The 18,158-nt window shown below is 65.6% G+C and carries 17 protein-coding genes and 1 tRNA gene; 9 read left to right on the top strand and 9 right to left on the bottom strand.

Features of this window, described 5'->3' with window-relative positions; translation table 11 throughout:
- Positions 1-5 precede the first annotated feature (5 nt).
- Together V6N07_RS00775 and V6N07_RS00770 are read right to left on the bottom strand one after the other, a co-directional pair.
- The gene (locus V6N07_RS00775; protein ID WP_371153307.1) at positions 6-1,106 is read right to left on the bottom strand and encodes a sensor histidine kinase; all 1,101 of its coding nucleotides are present in this window, start codon (positions 1,104-1,106) and stop codon (positions 6-8) included.
- Positions 1,107-1,235: 129 nt separating this feature from the next.
- Positions 1,236-2,801: a bifunctional UDP-sugar hydrolase/5'-nucleotidase gene (locus tag V6N07_RS00770; protein WP_371155350.1), complete on the bottom strand. Its 1,566-nt coding sequence runs from the start codon at positions 2,799-2,801 to the stop codon at positions 1,236-1,238.
- A gap of 116 nt (positions 2,802-2,917) precedes the next feature.
- On the opposite strand from V6N07_RS00770, the gene V6N07_RS00765 reads away from it, so the two are divergent.
- The 5 genes from V6N07_RS00765 (at position 2,918) to V6N07_RS00745 (ending at position 8,743) form a co-directional block, all read left to right on the top strand.
- Positions 2,918-3,253 (top strand): DUF952 domain-containing protein, encoded by a 336-nt coding sequence (locus tag V6N07_RS00765; RefSeq protein WP_371153306.1) that lies wholly within the window; start codon positions 2,918-2,920, stop codon positions 3,251-3,253.
- Entirely contained in the window at positions 3,250-4,302 is a 1,053-nt protein-coding gene (locus V6N07_RS00760; protein ID WP_371153305.1) for a quinone-dependent dihydroorotate dehydrogenase, read from the top strand. Before V6N07_RS00765 ends, V6N07_RS00760 begins: the two co-directional genes overlap by 4 nt.
- Positions 4,303-4,367: 65 nt before the next feature.
- Positions 4,368-6,911 carry an aminopeptidase N gene (gene pepN, locus V6N07_RS00755; RefSeq protein ID WP_371153303.1) on the top strand — a complete coding sequence of 848 codons (2,544 nt, stop codon included), beginning with the start codon at positions 4,368-4,370 and terminating at the stop codon, positions 6,909-6,911.
- 84 nt (positions 6,912-6,995) lie between these two features.
- Positions 6,996-7,727, top strand: coding sequence for an SDR family oxidoreductase (locus V6N07_RS00750; RefSeq protein ID WP_371153301.1), 732 nt, complete (start codon positions 6,996-6,998; stop codon positions 7,725-7,727).
- 134 nt (positions 7,728-7,861) lie between these two features.
- Positions 7,862-8,743, top strand: a complete 882-nt coding sequence (locus V6N07_RS00745; RefSeq protein WP_371153299.1) for a 1-acyl-sn-glycerol-3-phosphate acyltransferase — start codon at positions 7,862-7,864, stop codon at positions 8,741-8,743.
- Between the two features lie 108 nt (positions 8,744-8,851).
- On the opposite strand, the gene V6N07_RS00740 is transcribed toward V6N07_RS00745, so the two are convergent.
- Positions 8,852-8,938, bottom strand: a tRNA-Leu gene (locus V6N07_RS00740).
- Between the two features lie 115 nt (positions 8,939-9,053).
- Complete coding sequence (locus V6N07_RS00735) at positions 9,054-10,691, bottom strand: peptidoglycan-binding domain-containing protein (RefSeq protein ID WP_371153298.1); 1,638 nt, start codon at positions 10,689-10,691, stop codon at positions 9,054-9,056.
- 94 nt (positions 10,692-10,785) lie between these two features.
- Here V6N07_RS00735 and lipB point away from each other — a divergent pair, with 94 nt between their 5' ends.
- The 4 genes from lipB to V6N07_RS00715 all read left to right on the top strand — a co-directional run bounded on the left by lipB (position 10,786) and on the right by V6N07_RS00715 (position 14,580).
- Complete coding sequence (gene lipB, locus V6N07_RS00730) at positions 10,786-11,448, top strand: lipoyl(octanoyl) transferase LipB (RefSeq protein ID WP_371153296.1); 663 nt, start codon at positions 10,786-10,788, stop codon at positions 11,446-11,448.
- A gap of 120 nt (positions 11,449-11,568) precedes the next feature.
- A complete protein-coding gene (locus V6N07_RS00725) occupies positions 11,569-12,228 on the top strand; it encodes a hypothetical protein (protein WP_371153295.1) in 660 nt (219 codons plus the stop codon).
- A gap of 153 nt (positions 12,229-12,381) precedes the next feature.
- Entirely contained in the window at positions 12,382-14,055 is a 1,674-nt protein-coding gene (locus tag V6N07_RS00720) for a cytochrome c oxidase subunit 1 (protein ID WP_371153294.1), read from the top strand.
- A gap of 45 nt (positions 14,056-14,100) precedes the next feature.
- Complete coding sequence (locus tag V6N07_RS00715) at positions 14,101-14,580, top strand: DUF2244 domain-containing protein (protein ID WP_371153293.1); 480 nt, start codon at positions 14,101-14,103, stop codon at positions 14,578-14,580.
- A 12-nt stretch (positions 14,581-14,592) separates the two neighbouring features.
- Here the strand turns inward: V6N07_RS00715 and modC are convergent, their stop codons facing one another.
- Genes modC through V6N07_RS00690 form a run of 5 tightly spaced genes read right to left on the bottom strand, consistent with a single transcriptional unit; the run spans position 14,593 to position 18,112 of the window.
- Positions 14,593-15,645 carry a molybdenum ABC transporter ATP-binding protein gene (gene modC / locus V6N07_RS00710; protein ID WP_371153291.1) on the bottom strand — a complete coding sequence of 351 codons (1,053 nt, stop codon included), beginning with the start codon at positions 15,643-15,645 and terminating at the stop codon, positions 14,593-14,595.
- Positions 15,645-16,337, bottom strand: coding sequence for a molybdate ABC transporter permease subunit (gene modB, locus V6N07_RS00705; RefSeq protein ID WP_371153289.1), 693 nt, complete (start codon positions 16,335-16,337; stop codon positions 15,645-15,647). The genes modC and modB overlap by 1 nt, the downstream gene beginning before the upstream one ends.
- Complete coding sequence (gene modA / locus V6N07_RS00700; RefSeq protein WP_371153287.1) at positions 16,334-17,092, bottom strand: molybdate ABC transporter substrate-binding protein; 759 nt, start codon at positions 17,090-17,092, stop codon at positions 16,334-16,336. Before modA ends, modB begins: the two co-directional genes overlap by 4 nt.
- A complete protein-coding gene (locus tag V6N07_RS00695; protein ID WP_371153285.1) occupies positions 17,070-17,693 on the bottom strand; it encodes an SDR family NAD(P)-dependent oxidoreductase in 624 nt (207 codons plus the stop codon). Before V6N07_RS00695 ends, modA begins: the two co-directional genes overlap by 23 nt.
- Positions 17,693-18,112, bottom strand: a complete 420-nt coding sequence (locus tag V6N07_RS00690; RefSeq protein WP_371153283.1) for a DUF1178 family protein — start codon at positions 18,110-18,112, stop codon at positions 17,693-17,695. Before V6N07_RS00690 ends, V6N07_RS00695 begins: the two co-directional genes overlap by 1 nt.
- Positions 18,113-18,158 lie beyond the last annotated feature (46 nt).

Genomic DNA, 18,158 nt, shown 5'->3' with positions numbered 1-18,158 from the left:
GCGACCTAGTCCTTCGGGGCCGGCATCGACACCTGAACCTCGAACCCGGTTCCATCCTTGCGCGCCCCTTGGGTCAGGACCCCGCCCAGCTGCGTCGCCGATGCCTTCATCAACAGGCTGCCCAGCCCCGACGCGGTCACCTCGTCCGACGGGCCGATGCCGTCGTCCGAGCAGCGCAGGACATAGGTATCCTGCCCGATTGGACCCGCGGTCAGAAGGATCTTGCCGGGCCTGCCGTCGGGATATCCGTGCTTGTAGGCATTGCTGACCATTTCATTGACCAACAACCCAAGCGCGGCCATCGCCCGGCTTGGCATGCGCATCTGCGCGAAGGTCTGCTTCAAAGTCACGTCCGGGGGCGCGATGTCGCGCAGATGCCCGGCGATCCCCTCGAGATAGCCGGATACCTCGATATCCTGTTCGCCCACATCCTGATTGTACAGTTCCGCATGCAGGCGCGATGTCGCCTCGATCCGGGCCTGCACCTGTTGCAGGGCCTCGCGCGTTTCCTCGTTCTTGGCGCGCGACGCAGTCAGACGCGCCACGGCGGCAATACTGGCGAGCGAATTCTTGACCCGGTGGTCGGCTTCGCGCCGCAGGTGGTCGGCATTCTGGACCGCCTGATACAGCTCCAGCATCCGCATCGCCTGATCGGCCAGAAGGCGCAGTGTGCGTCGCTGCAGGTCGGTCAGAACGCGCGGCACCCGGTCGAGCACGCACAGCGACCCGAGGACGATTCCGTCTTCGGTGCGGATCTGCGCGCCGGCGTAGAACCGCAGCTGATGTTCCTCGGACAGAACGAGGGGATTGTCCCGTGTCCGCGGGTCCAGACGACAGTCCGGGATTTCGAGGATCTCTTCCTGAAGTATCGCATGCGCGCAGACCGCCGAATCGAGGCCCGTCTCCCACATGTCGAGGCCGCAGGTCGCTTCGAACCGCTGGGCATCTTCGTGCACGATGGACACGAGGGCGACCGGGCATCCCGTCATCTCCGTCGCGAACTCCACAAGGCCATTGAGCTTGCCTTCATGCAAACGCTGACCGAGGTCGAACTGACGAATCGTCGCCGACCGCTTTGCCTGATTGGCGGGCTGTTGCGCTAGCATGTCGTGCACGTCTCCAACGTCGATCGTGTTCTGCACAGGTCGGACGCTTTTGCAGACATTCCGCCAGAAAGGCAAATGCCGGGGAAACATCCCCGGCATCCGTCATCTTATCCCAGTGTGATCAGGGCCTTACTTGGCCATGATGCGCCCGTCGGTATAGGGCGTGTAGGTGCCGCCCAGACCGGCGATGTAGTCGGCCACGACGACCTCCAGGCCCGGACCGAAATCATAGGCATCTTCGGCCGTCGCGAACATCGCATAGCCGTCGCCACCGTTGCGGACGTAGTTGTTGGTCACCACGCCATAGGTCGCCTCGGTGTCGATCGGCTCGCCGCCGACCATGACGTCGCTGATCCGGCTGCCCGGTTCGGCGGCCGCGTCGAAGGCATAGGTCAGGCCGGCCACCTGCGGGAAGCGACCCGCACCATCGGCAATCTGACCCACACCGTTTTCCAGCGCCGCAAGGATATCGGCGCCCGACGCGCTGAAGGTGGCAAGCGTGTTCTGGAACGGCAGCACGGTCAGAACCTCGCCCATCGTGATCTCGCCGGCGTCGATGGTCGCGCGCAGGCCGCCACCGTTCTGGATCGCGATGCTGACGCCCTGATCGGCCACGCGGTCCAGCATGGCATCCGCCACGAGGTTGCCCATCGCGCATTCCTGCGCCCGGCAGACGTCGCGCGACCCTTCGATCAGGTCGGACGCCTCGCCGATGACCTGTGCCTTGAGCTCTTCGATGGGACCGGCCAGTTCCGCGACACGGGCGAGGATCTCTTCGTCCGGGGTGACGGATGCGTCCATCACCACGGTATCGCCTTCGGTCGAGATGACATTGCCGTCGTCATCGAAGGTGATGGCCAGATCACCGACATACTTGGAATAGGCATAGGCCTGAACGATCGGAACACCGTTTACGACCGTCGGATAGGCTTCGGCGCCCTCTTCGGTGTTCGACAGCAGGGTGTGGCTGTGACCGCCGATGATCAGGTCGAGACCGGTGACCGCCTCCGCCAGACGCTTGTCCGCCGGCAGGCCGAGGTGCGTGACGGCGATGATCTTGTTGACACCCATTTCCGTCAGCGCGTCGATATCGGCCTGGATGGCCTCGGCCTCGGGGGTGAAGATGACGTTCGGGCCGGGGCTGGAGGTTTCGGCGGTATCGGTCGCAAGGGCCGAAACGATACCGATCTTCTCGCCGCCGATTTCAAGGATCAGGTGATCCTCGATCTTGCCGGCCAGTTCGTTCGACTGGCTAACGTCGATATTGCCGGAGATCACGGGCACGTCGACCATGTCGGCAAACGCCGCGAGGGCCGACGGGCCATCGTCGAATTCATGGTTGCCGACCGCCATGACATCAAAGCCGATGGCGTTCATCATCTCGGCTTCGACCTCACCCTTGTAGGTGGTGTACATCAGCGATCCCTGGAACTGGTCGCCCGCATCCACGACCAGCAGGTTCGCGTCCGACAGCTCCGCCCGGCGGCCGTCGATATAGGTCTTGATCCGTGCGACACCGCCAAAACACTCGCCCGCGGCCTCGCCTTCGGCGTCACAGGTGCTGTCGTACTTGTTCACGGATTCGATACGGCTGTGCAGATCGTTGATATGCAGGATGTTCAGCGTGTAGTCCGCGTTGGCCATGCCGGTCGTCAGGGCAAGCGTCGCGCAAGCGGTAAGAAAACGGTTCATCAGGTCAAACCCCCTAGTTTGGATGACGGGATGGTGCGCAGCTAATTCGGAACTGTCAAAGGCATATGACGCACGTCCGTTGCTTGACGCGGCGGTACAGGCGCGGCAATGCGGTCGGCATGATCTACAAGATTTTCAGAACGCCCGAATGGGATGCACTGCGCCAGGATGGCAGCACGGCCGGCGCGCCGATCGACGTCGCCGACGGGTATGTCCACCTGTCGACGGCCGCGCAGGTGGCTGAAACCGCGGCCCGGCATTTCGCAGGGGTCGAGGGGCTCTGGCTGATCGGCGTGGAGGAAGCGACCTGCGGCGATGCCCTGCGCTGGGAAGCGTCGCGCGGCGGTGACCTGTTCCCCCATCTCTATGCGCCGATGACGATGGAGCATGTCGCCTGGGCACAGCCCCTGCCACTGGTCGACGACGTGCATCAGTTTCCCGCGGGTCTGTCGTGATCGAAAAGCTGGGGCTGGCCGCCCTGCGCCGCCTTGACCCGGAGCGGGCCCATGGGCTTGCGCTGACGGCGTTGAATGCCGGGCTGGGTCCGCGCGGCGGGCCGCTGACGTCGCCGCGCCTTGCCACGACGTTGGCGGGGCTGTCCCTGCCGAACCCGATCGGCCTTGCCGCGGGATTCGACAAGAATGCCACCGCCCTGACCCCGCTGTCCAACTCCGCGTTCGGTTTCCTCGAGGTCGGGGCCGCCACGCCCCGCGCCCAGCCCGGCAACCCCAAACCGCGCCTGTTCCGCCTGTCCGAGGATGCAGCCGCCATCAATCGGTTCGGTTTCAACAACGACGGCGTCGACGCGATCACCGCCCGGCTGGCCCAGCGCCCCCGCGATAGCGTGATCGGCCTGAACCTCGGGGCCAACAAGGACAGCAGTGACCGCGCCGAAGATTTCGCGACGGTGCTGGCACGGGCGGGTGCGCATATCGATTTCGCGACCGTCAACGTAAGCAGCCCGAATACGGAACGCCTGCGCGACCTTCAGGGGCCGGAGGCCCTGCGCGCGCTTCTGGCGCGGGTCGTGGCGGTGCGCGTCGATCAGGGGCTTGCCCTGCCGCTGTTCCTGAAGATCGCGCCTGACCTGTCGGATGCCGATCTGACCGATATTGCCGGTATTGCCGCCGAGACGGGGATCGACGGGATCATCGCGACGAACACGACGCTGGCCCGCGATGGCCTGCAAAGTCGCCATGCCGCCGAAACGGGTGGGCTGTCCGGTCAGCCGTTGTTCGAATCCTCGACCCGCGTTCTGGCGCGTCTGTCGCACCTGACCGAAGGGCGCATCCCGCTGATCGGGGTCGGCGGCGTGTCCACGCCCGATCAGGCCTATGCCAAGATACGGGCCGGCGCCTCGGCGGTGCAGCTTTATACCGCCCTCGTCTACGGCGGGCTCAGCCTTGCGGCGGATCTGGCGCGGGGGGTGGACCGCCTGCTGGCGCGGGACGGGTTCGACCGGGTGGCCGACGCCGTGGGGACGAAACGCGCCGACTGGCTTTGAACGCGAACTATTCGCTACGCCTTCCCCGCCCGGTGCCCTAGGTCTCCCTCACGAAGGAGATTCCCATGCGCGATGCGACCCCCGGCCAGTCCGACCAGACCATTTTCCTGTCCGACTATGCTCCCGTGCCCGTCACGGTCAGCCACGTCGACTTGCACTTCCGCCTCGACCCGCAGGCCACCGAGGTGTCGGCCCGCCTGACCTGCCGGCGCCAGCGGCCGGGCGACATGGTCCTGAACGGCGAACATCTGGAGATGGTCTCGCTTGCGATCGATGGCACGCCGTTGTCGGACGACGCCTATACCCTGACCGATACGACGCTGACCCTGCACGACGCGCCGGATGCGTTCCTGCTGGAAACGGTTGCCCGCATCGCCCCCGCCGCCAACAAGGCGCTTGAAGGGCTGTACATGTCGGGCGGCATGTATTGCACACAGTGCGAGGCCGAAGGTTTCCGCCGGATCACCTGGATGCTGGACCGTCCGGACGTGATGGCCACCTACGACGTGGAGATCGAGGCCGACCTGCCCGTCCTTCTGTCCAACGGGGATGAGGTCAGCCCCGGCAAATGGCACGATCCGTGGCCCAAGCCGACGTATCTGTTTGCTCTGGTCGCGGGAAACCTCGTGGCGACCTCCGACAGCTTCGTTACGATGGACGGGCGCGAGGTCGCCCTGAACATCTGGGTCCGCCCCGGGGACGAGGGTCGCACAGGATACGCCATGGATGCGTTGAAACGGTCCATGGCCTGGGACGAGAAGGTCTATGGCCGCGCCTATGACCTGTCGGTATTCAACATCGTCGCCGTGGACGATTTCAACATGGGCGCGATGGAGAACAAGGGGCTGAACATCTTCAACTCCAAGTATGTCCTCGCATCGCCGGAAACGGCCACCGACACGGACTTTGCCCTGATCGAAGGCATCGTGGCGCATGAATATTTCCACAACTGGACTGGCAACCGCATCACCTGCCGCGACTGGTTCCAGCTGTGCCTGAAAGAGGGGCTGACCGTGTTCCGCGATCAGCAGTTCAGCGCCGACATGCGCGGCGATGCGGTGCAGCGGATCGGGGATGTCCTGCAGCTGCGCGCACGGCAGTTCCGCGAAGACGCAGGGCCATTGGCCCATCCCGTGCGCCCCGAAAGCTTTGTCGAGATCAACAATTTCTACACGGCGACCGTCTACGAAAAAGGGGCGGAGGTCATCGGGATGCTGCGCACCCTCGTGGGGGCGGACGCCTATGCCAAGGGGTGCACCCTCTACTTCGACCGCCACGACGGACAGGCCTGCACGATCGAGGATTGGCTCGCCTGCTTCGAAGAAGTGTCGGGCCGCGACCTGTCGCAGTTCAAGCTGTGGTACAGTCAGGCGGGCACACCGCGCGTGACCCTGCGCGACAGTTTTGCCGACGGAACCTACCGGATCGACCTTGCGCAAACCCTGCCCGACACACCCGGACAGACCGACAAGGCACCGATGGTGATCCCGCTGTCCTTCGGCCTGCTCGACCAATCGGGCAAGGAAATCCGCCCGACCGAGGTTTTCGAACTTTCCACCGCGCAGGACAGCGTTTCGGTCGAATTGGCCGAAAAGCCCGTCCTGTCGATGCTGCGCGGGTTTTCCGCGCCCGTCATTCTGGACCGTGACCAGAGTGACGCCGACCGGCTGATCCTGCTCGCCTCCGATACGGATCCCTTCAACCGGTGGGAAGCGGGCCGTGGTCTGGCCAAGGATCGCCTGCTGCGCGCGATTACCGAAGGGGCCGCGTTCGATGACGCGTGGCTCGACGCGCTGAGCGCGGTGGTTCAGGACGAGGGGGCCGATCCGGCGTTCCGCGCGCTGGCGCTGTCGCTGCCGTCCGAAGACGATCTCGCCCAGACGCTGCACGCCGCAGGTGTGGTGCCCGACCCGGACGCCATCTACATCACCCGCCGCGCCGCCATGCTGGCCATCGCGGAGCATCTTGCCGATGTCCTGACGCCGCTGCGCGATGCACTTCGCACCCCCGGTGCCTACGACCCGAACGCCACGGACGCGGGCAAGCGCGCGTTGTCGGCGGCGCTGCTGCGGCACCTGACGCTGCTTGACGGGGGCACCGCCTCCCGGGCCGCCTATGACGCGGCGGACAACATGACCGACCGCATGGCCGCCTTCACCTGTCTGCTCGACGCGGGCGATACGACCGTTGCCGACCATTTCGAGGCCGACTGGAAGCATGATCGCCTCGTCATGGACAAATGGTTCATGGCACAGGTCGCCCATGCCGCCCCGGGCCGGGCCGCCGTCGTGGCCCATGCGTTGACGAATCATGCGGATTTCGACCCTTCGAACCCGAACCGGTTCCGCGCCGTCGTCGGCGGTCTGACGGCGGGCAATCCCGCCGGGTTCCATGCGCCCGACGGCAGCGGCTATGCCTTTCTGGCCGATTGGTTGCTGAAACTGGATGCCAGCAATCCGCAAACCGCCGCACGGATGTCGACGGCCTTCGACACATGGCGCCGCTATGACGCCGACCGGCAGGCCCTGATCCGCGCCCAGTTGGAGGCCATGGCCGAAGCGGACACGAGCCGTGATCTTGCCGAAATGGTCAACCGAATGCTCGGCTGACCCCTGCCCCTGACCGGCGCGCGCTTGAACAGGCGCGCGCCGGATGAGACTGTCCGCGCAACCCTCGCAACCGACGGACATGACATGACCCGCAAGACCCTGCTCATCACTGGCGCATCCTCCGGTATCGGGGCCGCGACCGCGGTCTTGGCGGCCCCGGATCACGATCTGGCCCTGCACTTCAACAGCAACGCCAAGGGCATGAACGAAACCGCCGAAGCCGCCCGGGCCGCAGGCGCGCGCGTCACCATCCACCAAACGGACCTGAGCGATCCGCATCAGGTCGCAGCCCTGTTCGACGATTTCGACCGGCAGCATCAGCGGCTGGACGGCCTCGTCAACAATGCAGGCATTGTCGATGCACCGATGGATGTCAGCGACTTCACCCCCGAACGGGTGATGCGCATGGTCGCCATCAACCTGACCTCGCCCATCCTTGTTGCCGGTCAGGCGGCGCGCCGGATGGCGGATGGGGCGGCGATCGTCAATATCTCGTCGGCCGCGGCCCGGTTCGGCAGCCCCGGACAATACGTCGACTACGCCGCCACCAAGGGCGGGCTGGAGGTCTTCTCCAAGGGGCTTGCGCAGGAACTTGCGCCCAAGGGCATCCGCGTGACCGCGATCCGCCCCGGCATCATCGCGACCCCGATCCACGGCAAGGGCGGTGATGCGGAGCGTGTCGACCGCCTTGCACCACAGATCCCCATGCGCCGCGCCGGACAGGCCGAAGAGGTCGCACGCGCGATTCTCTGGCTGCTGAGCGATCAGGCCAGCTACGTGACGGATACCGTCCTCGACGTGTCCGGCGGGCGGTAGATCGCCACCCGACCAGACACGCGATGGATACGCGTCGCACATTTCGGTAGAATTGGCGGAACCTCGCGTCTAAACGACGCGTTATTCAGCGGGGCGTCACACCCCTGTAACGTCTGACTGATGGGGAAGGCACCATGCGTGACCGTCTCGACCCAATGATCGCGGAACGGGCTCCCTGGCTCTTCGGTGCATCGATACCCGCCCGCTCCGCACGGTTCGTGCTTGACCGGATGTTGGCCTACGAACGTTCCGTCGAGATCGGGACCCATTACATCGATCAGGACGTGCCCGCCATCATGGCGGACCTTGCCCGACGGATCGCCCGTCGTGTCACCGCGACGGGCCTCGACAACGTCCCTACCGACGGCCCTGCCCTTGTCGTGGCCAATCACCCGACGGGGATCGCGGACGGCATCATCCTGCACGACCTGTTGCTCGCCCGGCGGTCCGACGCGTTCTACTATGCCAATTCGGACATTCTGCGCGTTCTGCCGCAGTTCAAGGACATGATCGTTCCCGTCGAATGGCGCGAGGAGAAGCGGTCGGTCACCAAGACCCGCGAAACCATGACACAAACGCGCAAGGCGCTGGATGACGGTCGCCTTGGGGTCATTTTCCCCAGTGGTCGCCTGGCCAAGCGGCGTGGGCTGCAACTGCATGAACGGCCATGGATGGCCAGCGCGGCTATGATCGCGCGCAAGTTCAAGCTGCCCGTGATTCCCGTGCATATACGGTCGCGGAATTCGGCCATGTTCTATGCCTTCGATGCGATTCACCCGACCTTGCGGGATATCACCCTGTTCCACGAGACGCTGAACAAGGACGTGCAGCCATATCATGTCACGGTTGGCCGCCCGATCGACGGCAGTGTCCTGCCCAAGGATGCCCACGAGGGGATCGAGGTGCTGCGCCGGGCCACCCTGTCGCTTGGCAACCGTCGACATGGCGAGATCAGCCTGACGCAGAATCGCCCCGGTCGCAGGTGGCTGCCGCGTCCGGTCGGCGCAGCGTCGTAACGACCGCAAGCCGTCCTGCGGTCAGGACGGCTGCACCAGCCCATCTCTTACAAAACCTAGCCTGCAAACGCAGAACGCCGCCCCGAGGGGCGGCGTATCTTTGTCGTCTGGTGCGGTCGAGAAGACTCGAACTTCCACGGGAGTTACCCCACAGCGACCTCAACGCTGCGCGTCTACCAATTCCGCCACGACCGCATTCATCCTGACGTGGCGCGGTCCTAACGAGGCCGAACGAGAAAGGAAAGGCCCATTTTGAAGGTGCGGACCAAAACTGTCGAATGCTCCGGTCCCACCTGCGCCGATCCGCTGCTCAGTCGCTCGTCGGCAGGGCGAATGTCGGCAAGGACGCCGCGGTCGGGACGACGTTTCGGGTGACGACACCGGCGGCGTCCGCCTCACCCATTGCCGCCCAGACAAGCAGGTCCGTGCGCCCGGCCTGATTGACGCCGAACACCGGCTCCGCCCCCCCGCGCAACGCATCGACGGCCGTGCCGTACCAATCGCGGGCAAGGTCGGGACGCTTGGCGGCACCGAAGCCCCCGTCAAGGTGGTGCCCCACCAATTCCGCGTGCGGGGCCGACCCGAGGGCGACCATCAACATCGCAGACCCGAGTGCCACATCCATGTTGTCGGTCGCATATCCGGCAGACAGGCACAGTGTCGCTGTCGTGCGCAGCTGGTCCGGCGACATCCCGGTGCCCAGCATGAAGCTTGCGACATCCTGCATGACCTCGGCCTCGGGCTTGGCCGATACGGCCGCAAGTTGCGCGGCCATGGCCGGTCCGAAGCTGGCGCATTGTGCCTGCACCATTTCGGTCGTCGTGCCCGGCATCGCGGCGACCATCTGCTCGCCGGAGTCGACGGCGAAGTTGCGGGCGAGGCAGAACTGTTCGGCCAGTGCGACGGCCGGGTCGTCCCCATCCGCCACCGTCGTGAAACCACCCCGCGATGCCGTGAGCAGGTTCACCTTACCGCAATGGCTGCTCAGGGTTGCCTCGGTGACCGGCGTGGCCCCGAAGGTCGGCAGGACGGGCGCGGAAGACACCATCGTCGTGGCAGGGGCCTCGGCCTGTGGCACGGTGGTCGGCGCCGTGGATGCGACCGTGACGCCCGCCTGTTCGGCCAAGCGGCAGGCATCGCCAAAGCAGCTGAAGCTCGCGGGGGTCGGCGAATGGGCCAGCATGTCGTTGCGCGCGTATCCCTGCGGGGTCGAGACGAATACCATCGTCTTGCACTGCGCTGCCGAGCACCAGAACGACGATCCGCTGAAGGACGTGTCGAGGATGTAGTCGTTCGTCCCGTCACCGTTCATGTCCGCCAGCTGCACGAAGCCTGCGCGCTGCAACAGCTGTTCGGCGCTGGGGTCGCTGCTGGCCGCGATTTCGTCCACGGCGCGGCTGACTTCGAGCGGCAGGCCGGGATAGCCCGTGGTGCGCAGGCCTGCGGTGCTGGTGTTGCCCGTCATCAGGTCGTGCTGCGCCTTCAGCGCGGCGCGCGCACCGAGCGGGGATGTCGAGATCAGACGCACCGTATCCGGGTTTCCGGAAATCGCCCGGTTGTGCGCCGAAAGGAGGATGTCCCTTTCGAACGACGTCAGACTGCCGTCGACCGGGATGGACAGGAAAGCCTCCATCGATGATACGGCGGCACGCGACCGACGCCCGAGCACCCCGTCGGCCCCCCCGGCGTCAAAGCCGAAGTAGTTCAGGGCGGTCTGAACCTCGCGGTTCTGCTGTCTTTGCGTATTGCTGATCCCGCTGCTGGTCGACCGGCGCACCGTCGTCGTTCGCGGTGCCGTCCGACGTGGCTGCTGGCGGGACTGATTGGCGATCGCACTGCCGATGATCCCTCCGACGAGACCGGCGGCAAAATCACCACTTCCGGCGATGGTGGAGGTCGGCAGGGCAATTGCCGTGGCGGCCAAAGCGGCGCTGAAATAGCTTCTCATGGAATAATCCCTCTCTCTACTGCAGTAAGCCTAGGCGCAGAATCACCACCGCCAAAGCACAAAAAATAAGCAAGCAAATCGAAGGCCGCCCTACATGCCTCACCTCATCGCCCCGGAATGGATCACCTCTGCCGCGCCCGTGCCCTATGACCATGCCCTGTCAGAAATGGAGGCGCGGGTGGCCGGGATCCTCGCCGGCGATGCGTCCGAGGCCCTGTGGCTGCTGGAACACCCCCCGCTCTATACGGCGGGCACCTCGGCCGATCCCGCCGACCTGCGGGAGCCGGGGCGCTTTCCCGTCCATGAGGCGCGTCGTGGCGGGCAATATACCTATCACGGGCCGGGACAGCGCGTCGTCTATTGCATGCTCGACGTCGGGGCGCGGGGCCGCGACGTGCGCGCCTTCGTGCAGACCCTCGAACGCTGGGTCATCGATGCGCTGGCCGAGTTCGGCGTGCGTGGCGAAATCCGCGAAGGCCGCGTCGGCGTCTGGGTTGCGCGCCCCGACAAGCCCCCCCTGCCCGATGGCACCCCGCGCGAAGACAAGATCGCCGCGATCGGGATTCGTCTGCGACGCTGGGTGTCGTTCCACGGCCTGTCGATCAATCTGGAACCCGACCTGTCGCATTTCGACGGCATCGTCCCCTGCGGCATTACCGGCCACGGGGTCACATCGCTGGTCGATCTGGGCCTGCCCGTCACGATGGACGATCTGGACGCGGCCCTGCAGAGGACCTCACCCTGGAGCGCGGCCTGACGGGCCACGGACCTCTCCGATGTTCCGTGACATTGGCCGTGGGCGAATAATGCCACGAAATCTTCGCGATTAGGCCCGATCCCTGCGGCACGTCATGACGGTATTTCAGGGAGAATTGTCATGTCCGCATTCAAAGACATTGGGTTCCTGACGGCCGAAGACGGGGCGGTCACAGTCGACTGGGTCGTTCTGACGGCGGCAATGGTCGGCCTTGGCCTGTCGGTCATGGGCGTCGTCTCGACCGGCGTCGAGTCCCAGTCCGAGGACATCTCCGACTACATGACCGACTCCAATCTCGTGAAGACCTACTTCGGCCTGCGCACCGTCAACGGGTCCTTCGAGGATGTCTTCGGCCTCGCGGCGACCAGCTGGGGCCACCGGGGCGCCAGCACGGAAGGCTGGACCTCTCTCAACGGGCAGCAGTTCGAGGTCGTCGAATCCGGTCATGGCGGCGTGATCGCCTACGACGGGGACTACTTTCTCGACATGGACGCCTCGCCGGGCAACAACAGCATCGTCCAGACGCTGGAAGACACGCGCCCGGGAGAGGAATATACCCTATCCTTCGCGGCCCTCGACCGGCAGGGCAGCAATTCCGTCGAGGTCTATTGGGGCGGCGAATTGGTCGATACCATCAATGCCGGCCGCGACTGGGGCACATATGAATACACGGTCCGTGGCGACGCCGGAGACGGGTCCAACACGATCGAGCTGCGCGAGACGGGAACGTCCAACAATGTCGGCACCTATGTCGATGCGATCAGCTTCGGGGCCGACTGACGGGATTTGACCCGTCCTGCGTCAATTTTCCCGACCCCTGCGCGGTCTTGTGCCGTTGCCCCGAAGCGGCACCACGGATAGAACCCTGCGAACAGACGTCGGGAACGATCACTTTTCCGGCACCAACGACTCACTATTTGCGGGAGCGACCAGATGGCAGACGCCGCCATTTCGGGACAGGATCACCACGAGAAGCCAGGCTTCTTCACGCGGTGGTTCATGTCCACGAACCATAAAGATATCGGTATCCTATACCTGTTCGTCTCCGGCCTTGCCGGGTTCATTTCGGTGGCCTTCACGGTCTACATGCGGCTGGAGCTTATGGATCCGGGCGTGCAGTACATGTGCCTCGAAGGCGCGCGCCTGACGGCCGCTGCGGCCGGGGAATGTACCCCGAACGGACACCTGTGGAACGTGCTGATCACCGGGCACGGTATCCTGATGATGTTCTTCGTCGTGATTCCCGCGCTGTTCGGCGGCTTCGGCAACTACTTCATGCCGCTGCACATCGGCGCGCCCGACATGGCGTTCCCGCGTCTCAACAACCTGTCCTTCTGGCTGTTCGTCGCGGGCACCTCGCTGGCGGTCCTGTCCGTCCTCGTGCCCGGCGGCAACGGTCAGTCCGGCTCCGGTATCGGCTGGGTGCTCTATCCGCCGCTGTCGACGTCCGAGGCAGGCATGTCCACCGATATCGCCATCTTTGCGGTGCACGTCTCGGGTGCCTCGTCGATCCTTGGCGCGATCAACATCATCACCACGTTCCTGAACATGCGCGCACCGGGCATGACGCTGCACAAGGTGCCGCTGTTCGCCTGGTCGATCTTCGTGACCGCGTGGCTGATCCTTCTGGCCCTGCCCGTCCTGGCCGGCGCGATCACGATGCTGCTGACGGACCGCAACTTCGGCACAACGTTCTTCGACCCGGCTGGTGGCGGCGACCCGGTCCTGTACCAGCACATCCTGTGGTTCTTCGGTCACCCCGAGGTCTACATCGTGGTCCTGCCCGCCTTCGGCATCGTGTCGCACATCGTGTCGACCTTCTCGAAGAAGCCGATCTTCGGCTACCTGCCCATGGTCTACGCCATGGTCGCGATCGGTGGTCTCGGCTTCGTCGTCTGGGCGCACCACATGTACACCGTGGGCATGTCGCTGACGCAGCAGGCCTACTTCATGGTGGCCACGATGATCATCGCGGTGCCCACCGGCGTTAAGATCTTCTCGTGGATCGCGACGATGTGGGGTGGGTCCATCACCTTCAAGACGCCGATGCTGTTCGCCGTGGGCTTCATCTTCCTGTTCACCGTGGGTGGCGTGACCGGCATCGTCCTGTCGCAGGCCGGTATCGACCGGGCCTATCACGACACCTACTACGTCGTGGCGCACTTCCACTACGTGATGTCGCTGGGCGCGGTGTTCGGGATCTTCGCCGGTATCTACTACTGGATCGGCAAGATGTCGGGTCGCCAGTATCCGGAATGGGCGGGCAAGCTGCACTTCTGGATGTTCTTCATCGGCGCCAACATCACCTTCTTCCCGCAGCACTTCCTCGGTCGTCAGGGCATGCCCCGTCGCTACATCGACTACCCGGATGCCTTCGCGCTGTGGAACGAAGTATCCAGCTGGGGGGCCTTCCTGTCCTTCGCGTCCTTCCTGTTCTTCATCGGGGTCGTCTTCTACACGATCTTCGCAGGCAAGCGCATCAAGGAAGAGGCCTACTGGGGCGAGCATGCCGACACCCTCGAGTGGACGTTGCCCAACCCGCCGCCGGAGCATACCTTCGAGCAGCTGCCGACCCGCGACATGTGGGACAAGCAGCCGGGTCACTAGATGCCGATCAAGGTCCTCACCGACCGCACACAGGAGGCCCCGGCAATGTCCGGGGCCTCTTCGTCTGTGGTTCTCTCGCTCGAACTCTGGCCGCATCAGTCGCTGACCCCCGGCGGGTTCGTGGTGATGATCGGCGGCACCTTCGCAATGCTGATGATCCCGCTCGTCGGGCTGATCGGCACCGCCGCCCTCTGGGGGGTGCTGCCCTTCATGATGGGGGCGCTGGCCTTGCTGTGGTATGGGCTCAAGCGCAGCTGGCGCGACCGCGACATCCTTGAGACGTTCGAGATGACGGACGATGCGGCCACTCTGACCCGTCGCGACCCGGATGGCACGACGCGCGACTGGACGACCAACCCCTATTGGATGCGGGTGGAACGGCACGAGAAGGTCGGCATGATCGAGGACTACCTGACGTTGGAAGGTGGCCCGCGACAGGTCGAGATCGGCGCGTTCCTGACGCCCGAAGAACGGCGTGAACTGGAGCGTCAGCTGCTGCGCGCACTTGGCACCGTAAAGGCCTGAACCACGGCGCGATCAGCCCCCGACGTCGATGCGCCCCACGCCGCTCGTCTTGATGATCGCCCAAACCGGGCGATCCGGCGTGAGGTCGAGGCGGGCAACGGATCGTTGGGTGATCCGCGCCAGCAAACTGCCGTCCCCCGCAGCAAGGCGCACCATTGCGCCGGGTCCCTGCCCGCGATGCACGGCCACGACCCGCGCGGGCAGGATGTTCAGCGCCGACAGGCCCTGCGGGGCTTCGGTCGCAACGATGACATCCTCGGCCCGCACGCGGATACGCACCCGTGTCCCTTCGGCCCCCTCCACGCCGGCAACGTGCAGGCGCCCGACCTGCGTATCGACCGCCGCAAGACCATCGCCATGGCCGATCACCACGCCCTCCAACAAGGCACCGGCCTGGGACGGCCCCAGCCTCGTCGCAATCTCGGGATCGGACAGGATGTCACCGACCGGGCCGACATGGGTCACCTGCCCCGCCTTCATCAACACGAGGGTCGTCGCAAGGCGCGCGACCTCTTCGATCGCGTGGCTGATATAGAGGATAGGGATGCCGCCATCCCGCACCCGTTCGAGGTAAGGCAAGATCTGACCGCGCAGCCGTTGGTCCAGCGCCGCCAATGGCTCGTCCAGAATCAACAGGCGCGGCGCGCGCAGCAGGGCCCGCCCGATCGCCACGCGGGCCGCCTCCCCGCCCGAAAGACCCGAAGGACGGCGCGACAGGAGCGGCGCAATGTCCAGCATCTCGGCGACCGCATCGGGCGAAACCCCTGCGGCGGCCCCATACAGCAGGTTGGCGCGAACGGTCAGGTGGGGGAACAGGCGCGCATCCTGAAAGACATATCCGATGTCCCGCCGATAGGCGGGCAGGTCCACGCCCGGCCCGAACACCTGTTCACCATCCACCGTGATGTGCCCCGCATCGGGACGCGCAAGGCCCGCGATGCACCGCGCCAGCGTGGTCTTTCCTGCCCCCGACGGGCCGAACACCGCCGTCACGCCGGACCCGACGGTCAGGCTGGCGCTAAGGGTGAAGTCCCCCGTGCCGCGTCGGATTGCCAGATCCAGCATCAGCGCCCGGCGATCCGTGCGGCGACGCGCGGCGCCAGCCAGTTGGACACGAGCACGGCCAGGATTGCGACCGCCACCGCAACGCCGACCAGTCCGCGCAGCGGCGCCTCGGCGCCCGGCACCTGAAGAAAGGCATAGATTGCCGACGGCAGGGTGCGCGTCTCGCCGGGGATGCTTGCGACGAAGGTGATCGTCGCGCCGAACTCGCCAAAGGCCTTGGCAAAACCGATCGTGACCCCGGCAAGGATACCCGGCGCAATCATCGGCAAAGTCACCGTTCGCCAGATCCGCAGCGGCGAGGCCCCGAGGGTCGCGGCCGCCTCCTCCAGCTTGGGGTCGACGGCCTCGATCGCAAGGCGGATCGCCCGGACCACAAGGGGGAACGCCATGATCGCCGCCGCGATCACCGCCCCCGTCCAGCGGAACGCCACGCCGAGGCCCAGCGGCTCCAGCACGGCGCCAAGGGGACCACCACGGGAAAACAGCAAGAGCAGCGCATATCCGGTCACGACAGGCGGCAGGACAAGCGGAAGATGCACCACCGCATCCAGAAGGCCCCGCCCGCGAAACCGACCCCGCGCCAACAGATGCGCAACCCACAGCGCCAGAGGCAGGCTGACAAGCGTCGCCACGACCGAAACCCGCAGCGACAGCGACAGCGCCTCCCAAGCTTCGGGTGGCAGGTCGATCATGCGCCGAAGCCGTGGTGCGCGAAAACCTCGCCCGAGGCCTGGACATGGGCGAGGAACGCGGGCGCATCAGGGCCCGCCCCGCGCAGAACGGCACCGGGGTAGACGATCGGTTGATGCGCCGTGGCCGGTATGGCCGCGACCTCGGACACGCCGCTCCCGATGCCGTCCGACTTGTAGACAAGGCCCAGCGGAACGTCCCCGCGCGCCACGTAGGCCAGCGCGGCGCGCACGTTTTCGGCCAGGATGGCCTGCGGTCGCAACGCGGACCACAGGCCCAGCGTCTCCAGCGCCTGCTGACCATAGCGCCCGGCGGGCACCGAAAGCGGGTCGCCCATGGCGAACCGTCCGGCGGGCCCCAGACGCGCGCGGATCCCGTCGCCGGTCAGTGGCATCGGTTCTGCCCCGGAAGGTCCGGCAAACACCAATCTGTTCCCGGCGACGGACACGGGGGCGGATGCGACCACACCCTGTGCCTGCAACCAGTCCATCCAGTCGCGCGCGGCCAGCAGCACGACATCGACCGGCGCCCCCAGGGCGGCCTGCCGCGCCAGCGTGCCGCTACCTGCATAGGAAAGTGCCACCGGCGGGCCGGTCCATGTCGACGCGACCTCGTCCAGCGCCGCCTTGAGGCTGGCCGCGGCGAAAACGGTCAACCCGGTATCGGCCCGCAACTGCCCGACCGACAGGACCGAAGCGCCAAGACCGCCCGCCAGCATCGCCCGGCGGGTCAGGTCAAATCGGATGCGGCTGGCCATCATAGGTCTCGAACCGCCCGGTTGTGGCAAGCGTCAGACCTTCAAAACGGTCCCACAGACCCTTTGCCGAGGCGGCCGGCGTGATTGCCGCGCTGTCGCCGCCCATGTCCGTCTGGACCCATCCGGGGTGATAGATCCCCACGGCGATTTCCGCGTCCTGCAGGTTGGCCGCAAGGTTGAGACCCAGATTGACCGCGGCCGCCTTGGATGCGCGATAGGCAAAGGCATTGCCGTTCGCCTTTTGCGACGAACCCATCTGGGATGAGATGATGGCAATGCGCCCGCCCTTGGACAGGTTGCGCATCTGCGCCTGCACGGTCAGCAGAACGCCGGTCACATTGGCGGCGAAGGTCGTGGTCAGGTCATCGGCGGTGATCGTCTCAAGGGTCTTGTCGCGGTCAACGAAAACGCCCGCATTGCAGACCAGCAGATCAAGGGGCCCGGTATTCTCAGCCACCCGCGCCTGCGCGGCGGGATCGGTCACGTCGAGGGGCATGTCCCCATCGCGCGTGGTGCCGATGACCGTATGGCCACGGGCCTCGCCCTCGGACACCATGGCCGCGCCAATCCCGCGCGACGCCCCCGTAATCAGTACTCGCATCAGTTGGCCTTCGATTTGTTCGAGAATGGCAGGGGGGCGACCGGGATCCCGTCTTCGATCAAGGCCTTGGCCTCGGCCAGGTTCGCCTCGCCCCAGATCGGGCGGTCCGGCATGTCACCTTCGGCGATGGCGCGGGCTTCCTTGGCAAAGCGCGGTCCGACGTATGTCGCCTCGGCCTCGACCTTGGCGCGCAGGGCGGCGATCTTGCTCTCGACCTCGGTTGGCGGTGCGGACAGGGGGCGCGGAGCCTGCGTTTCGCTTTGCACCTTGGGCGCCATCAGCGCCTTTTCGACATCCGTACCCCCGCAGACCGCGCAGGCCACCATGCCACGCGCGGACAGCGTGTCATAGGCATCGGCCGAGGCGAACCAGCTTTCGAAGCCGTGCCCTTCCTTGCAGCGCAGCGCATAGCGGATCATCGGTATCCCACTGATTGTTACCCCCCTAACCTAAGCCCTTTCCAGC

Source organism: Jannaschia sp. 2305UL9-9 (genome assembly GCF_041403465.1).
Classification (GTDB): Bacteria; Pseudomonadota; Alphaproteobacteria; order Rhodobacterales; family Rhodobacteraceae; genus Jannaschia.
This window is presented reverse-complemented; position numbering and strand designations above follow the sequence as displayed.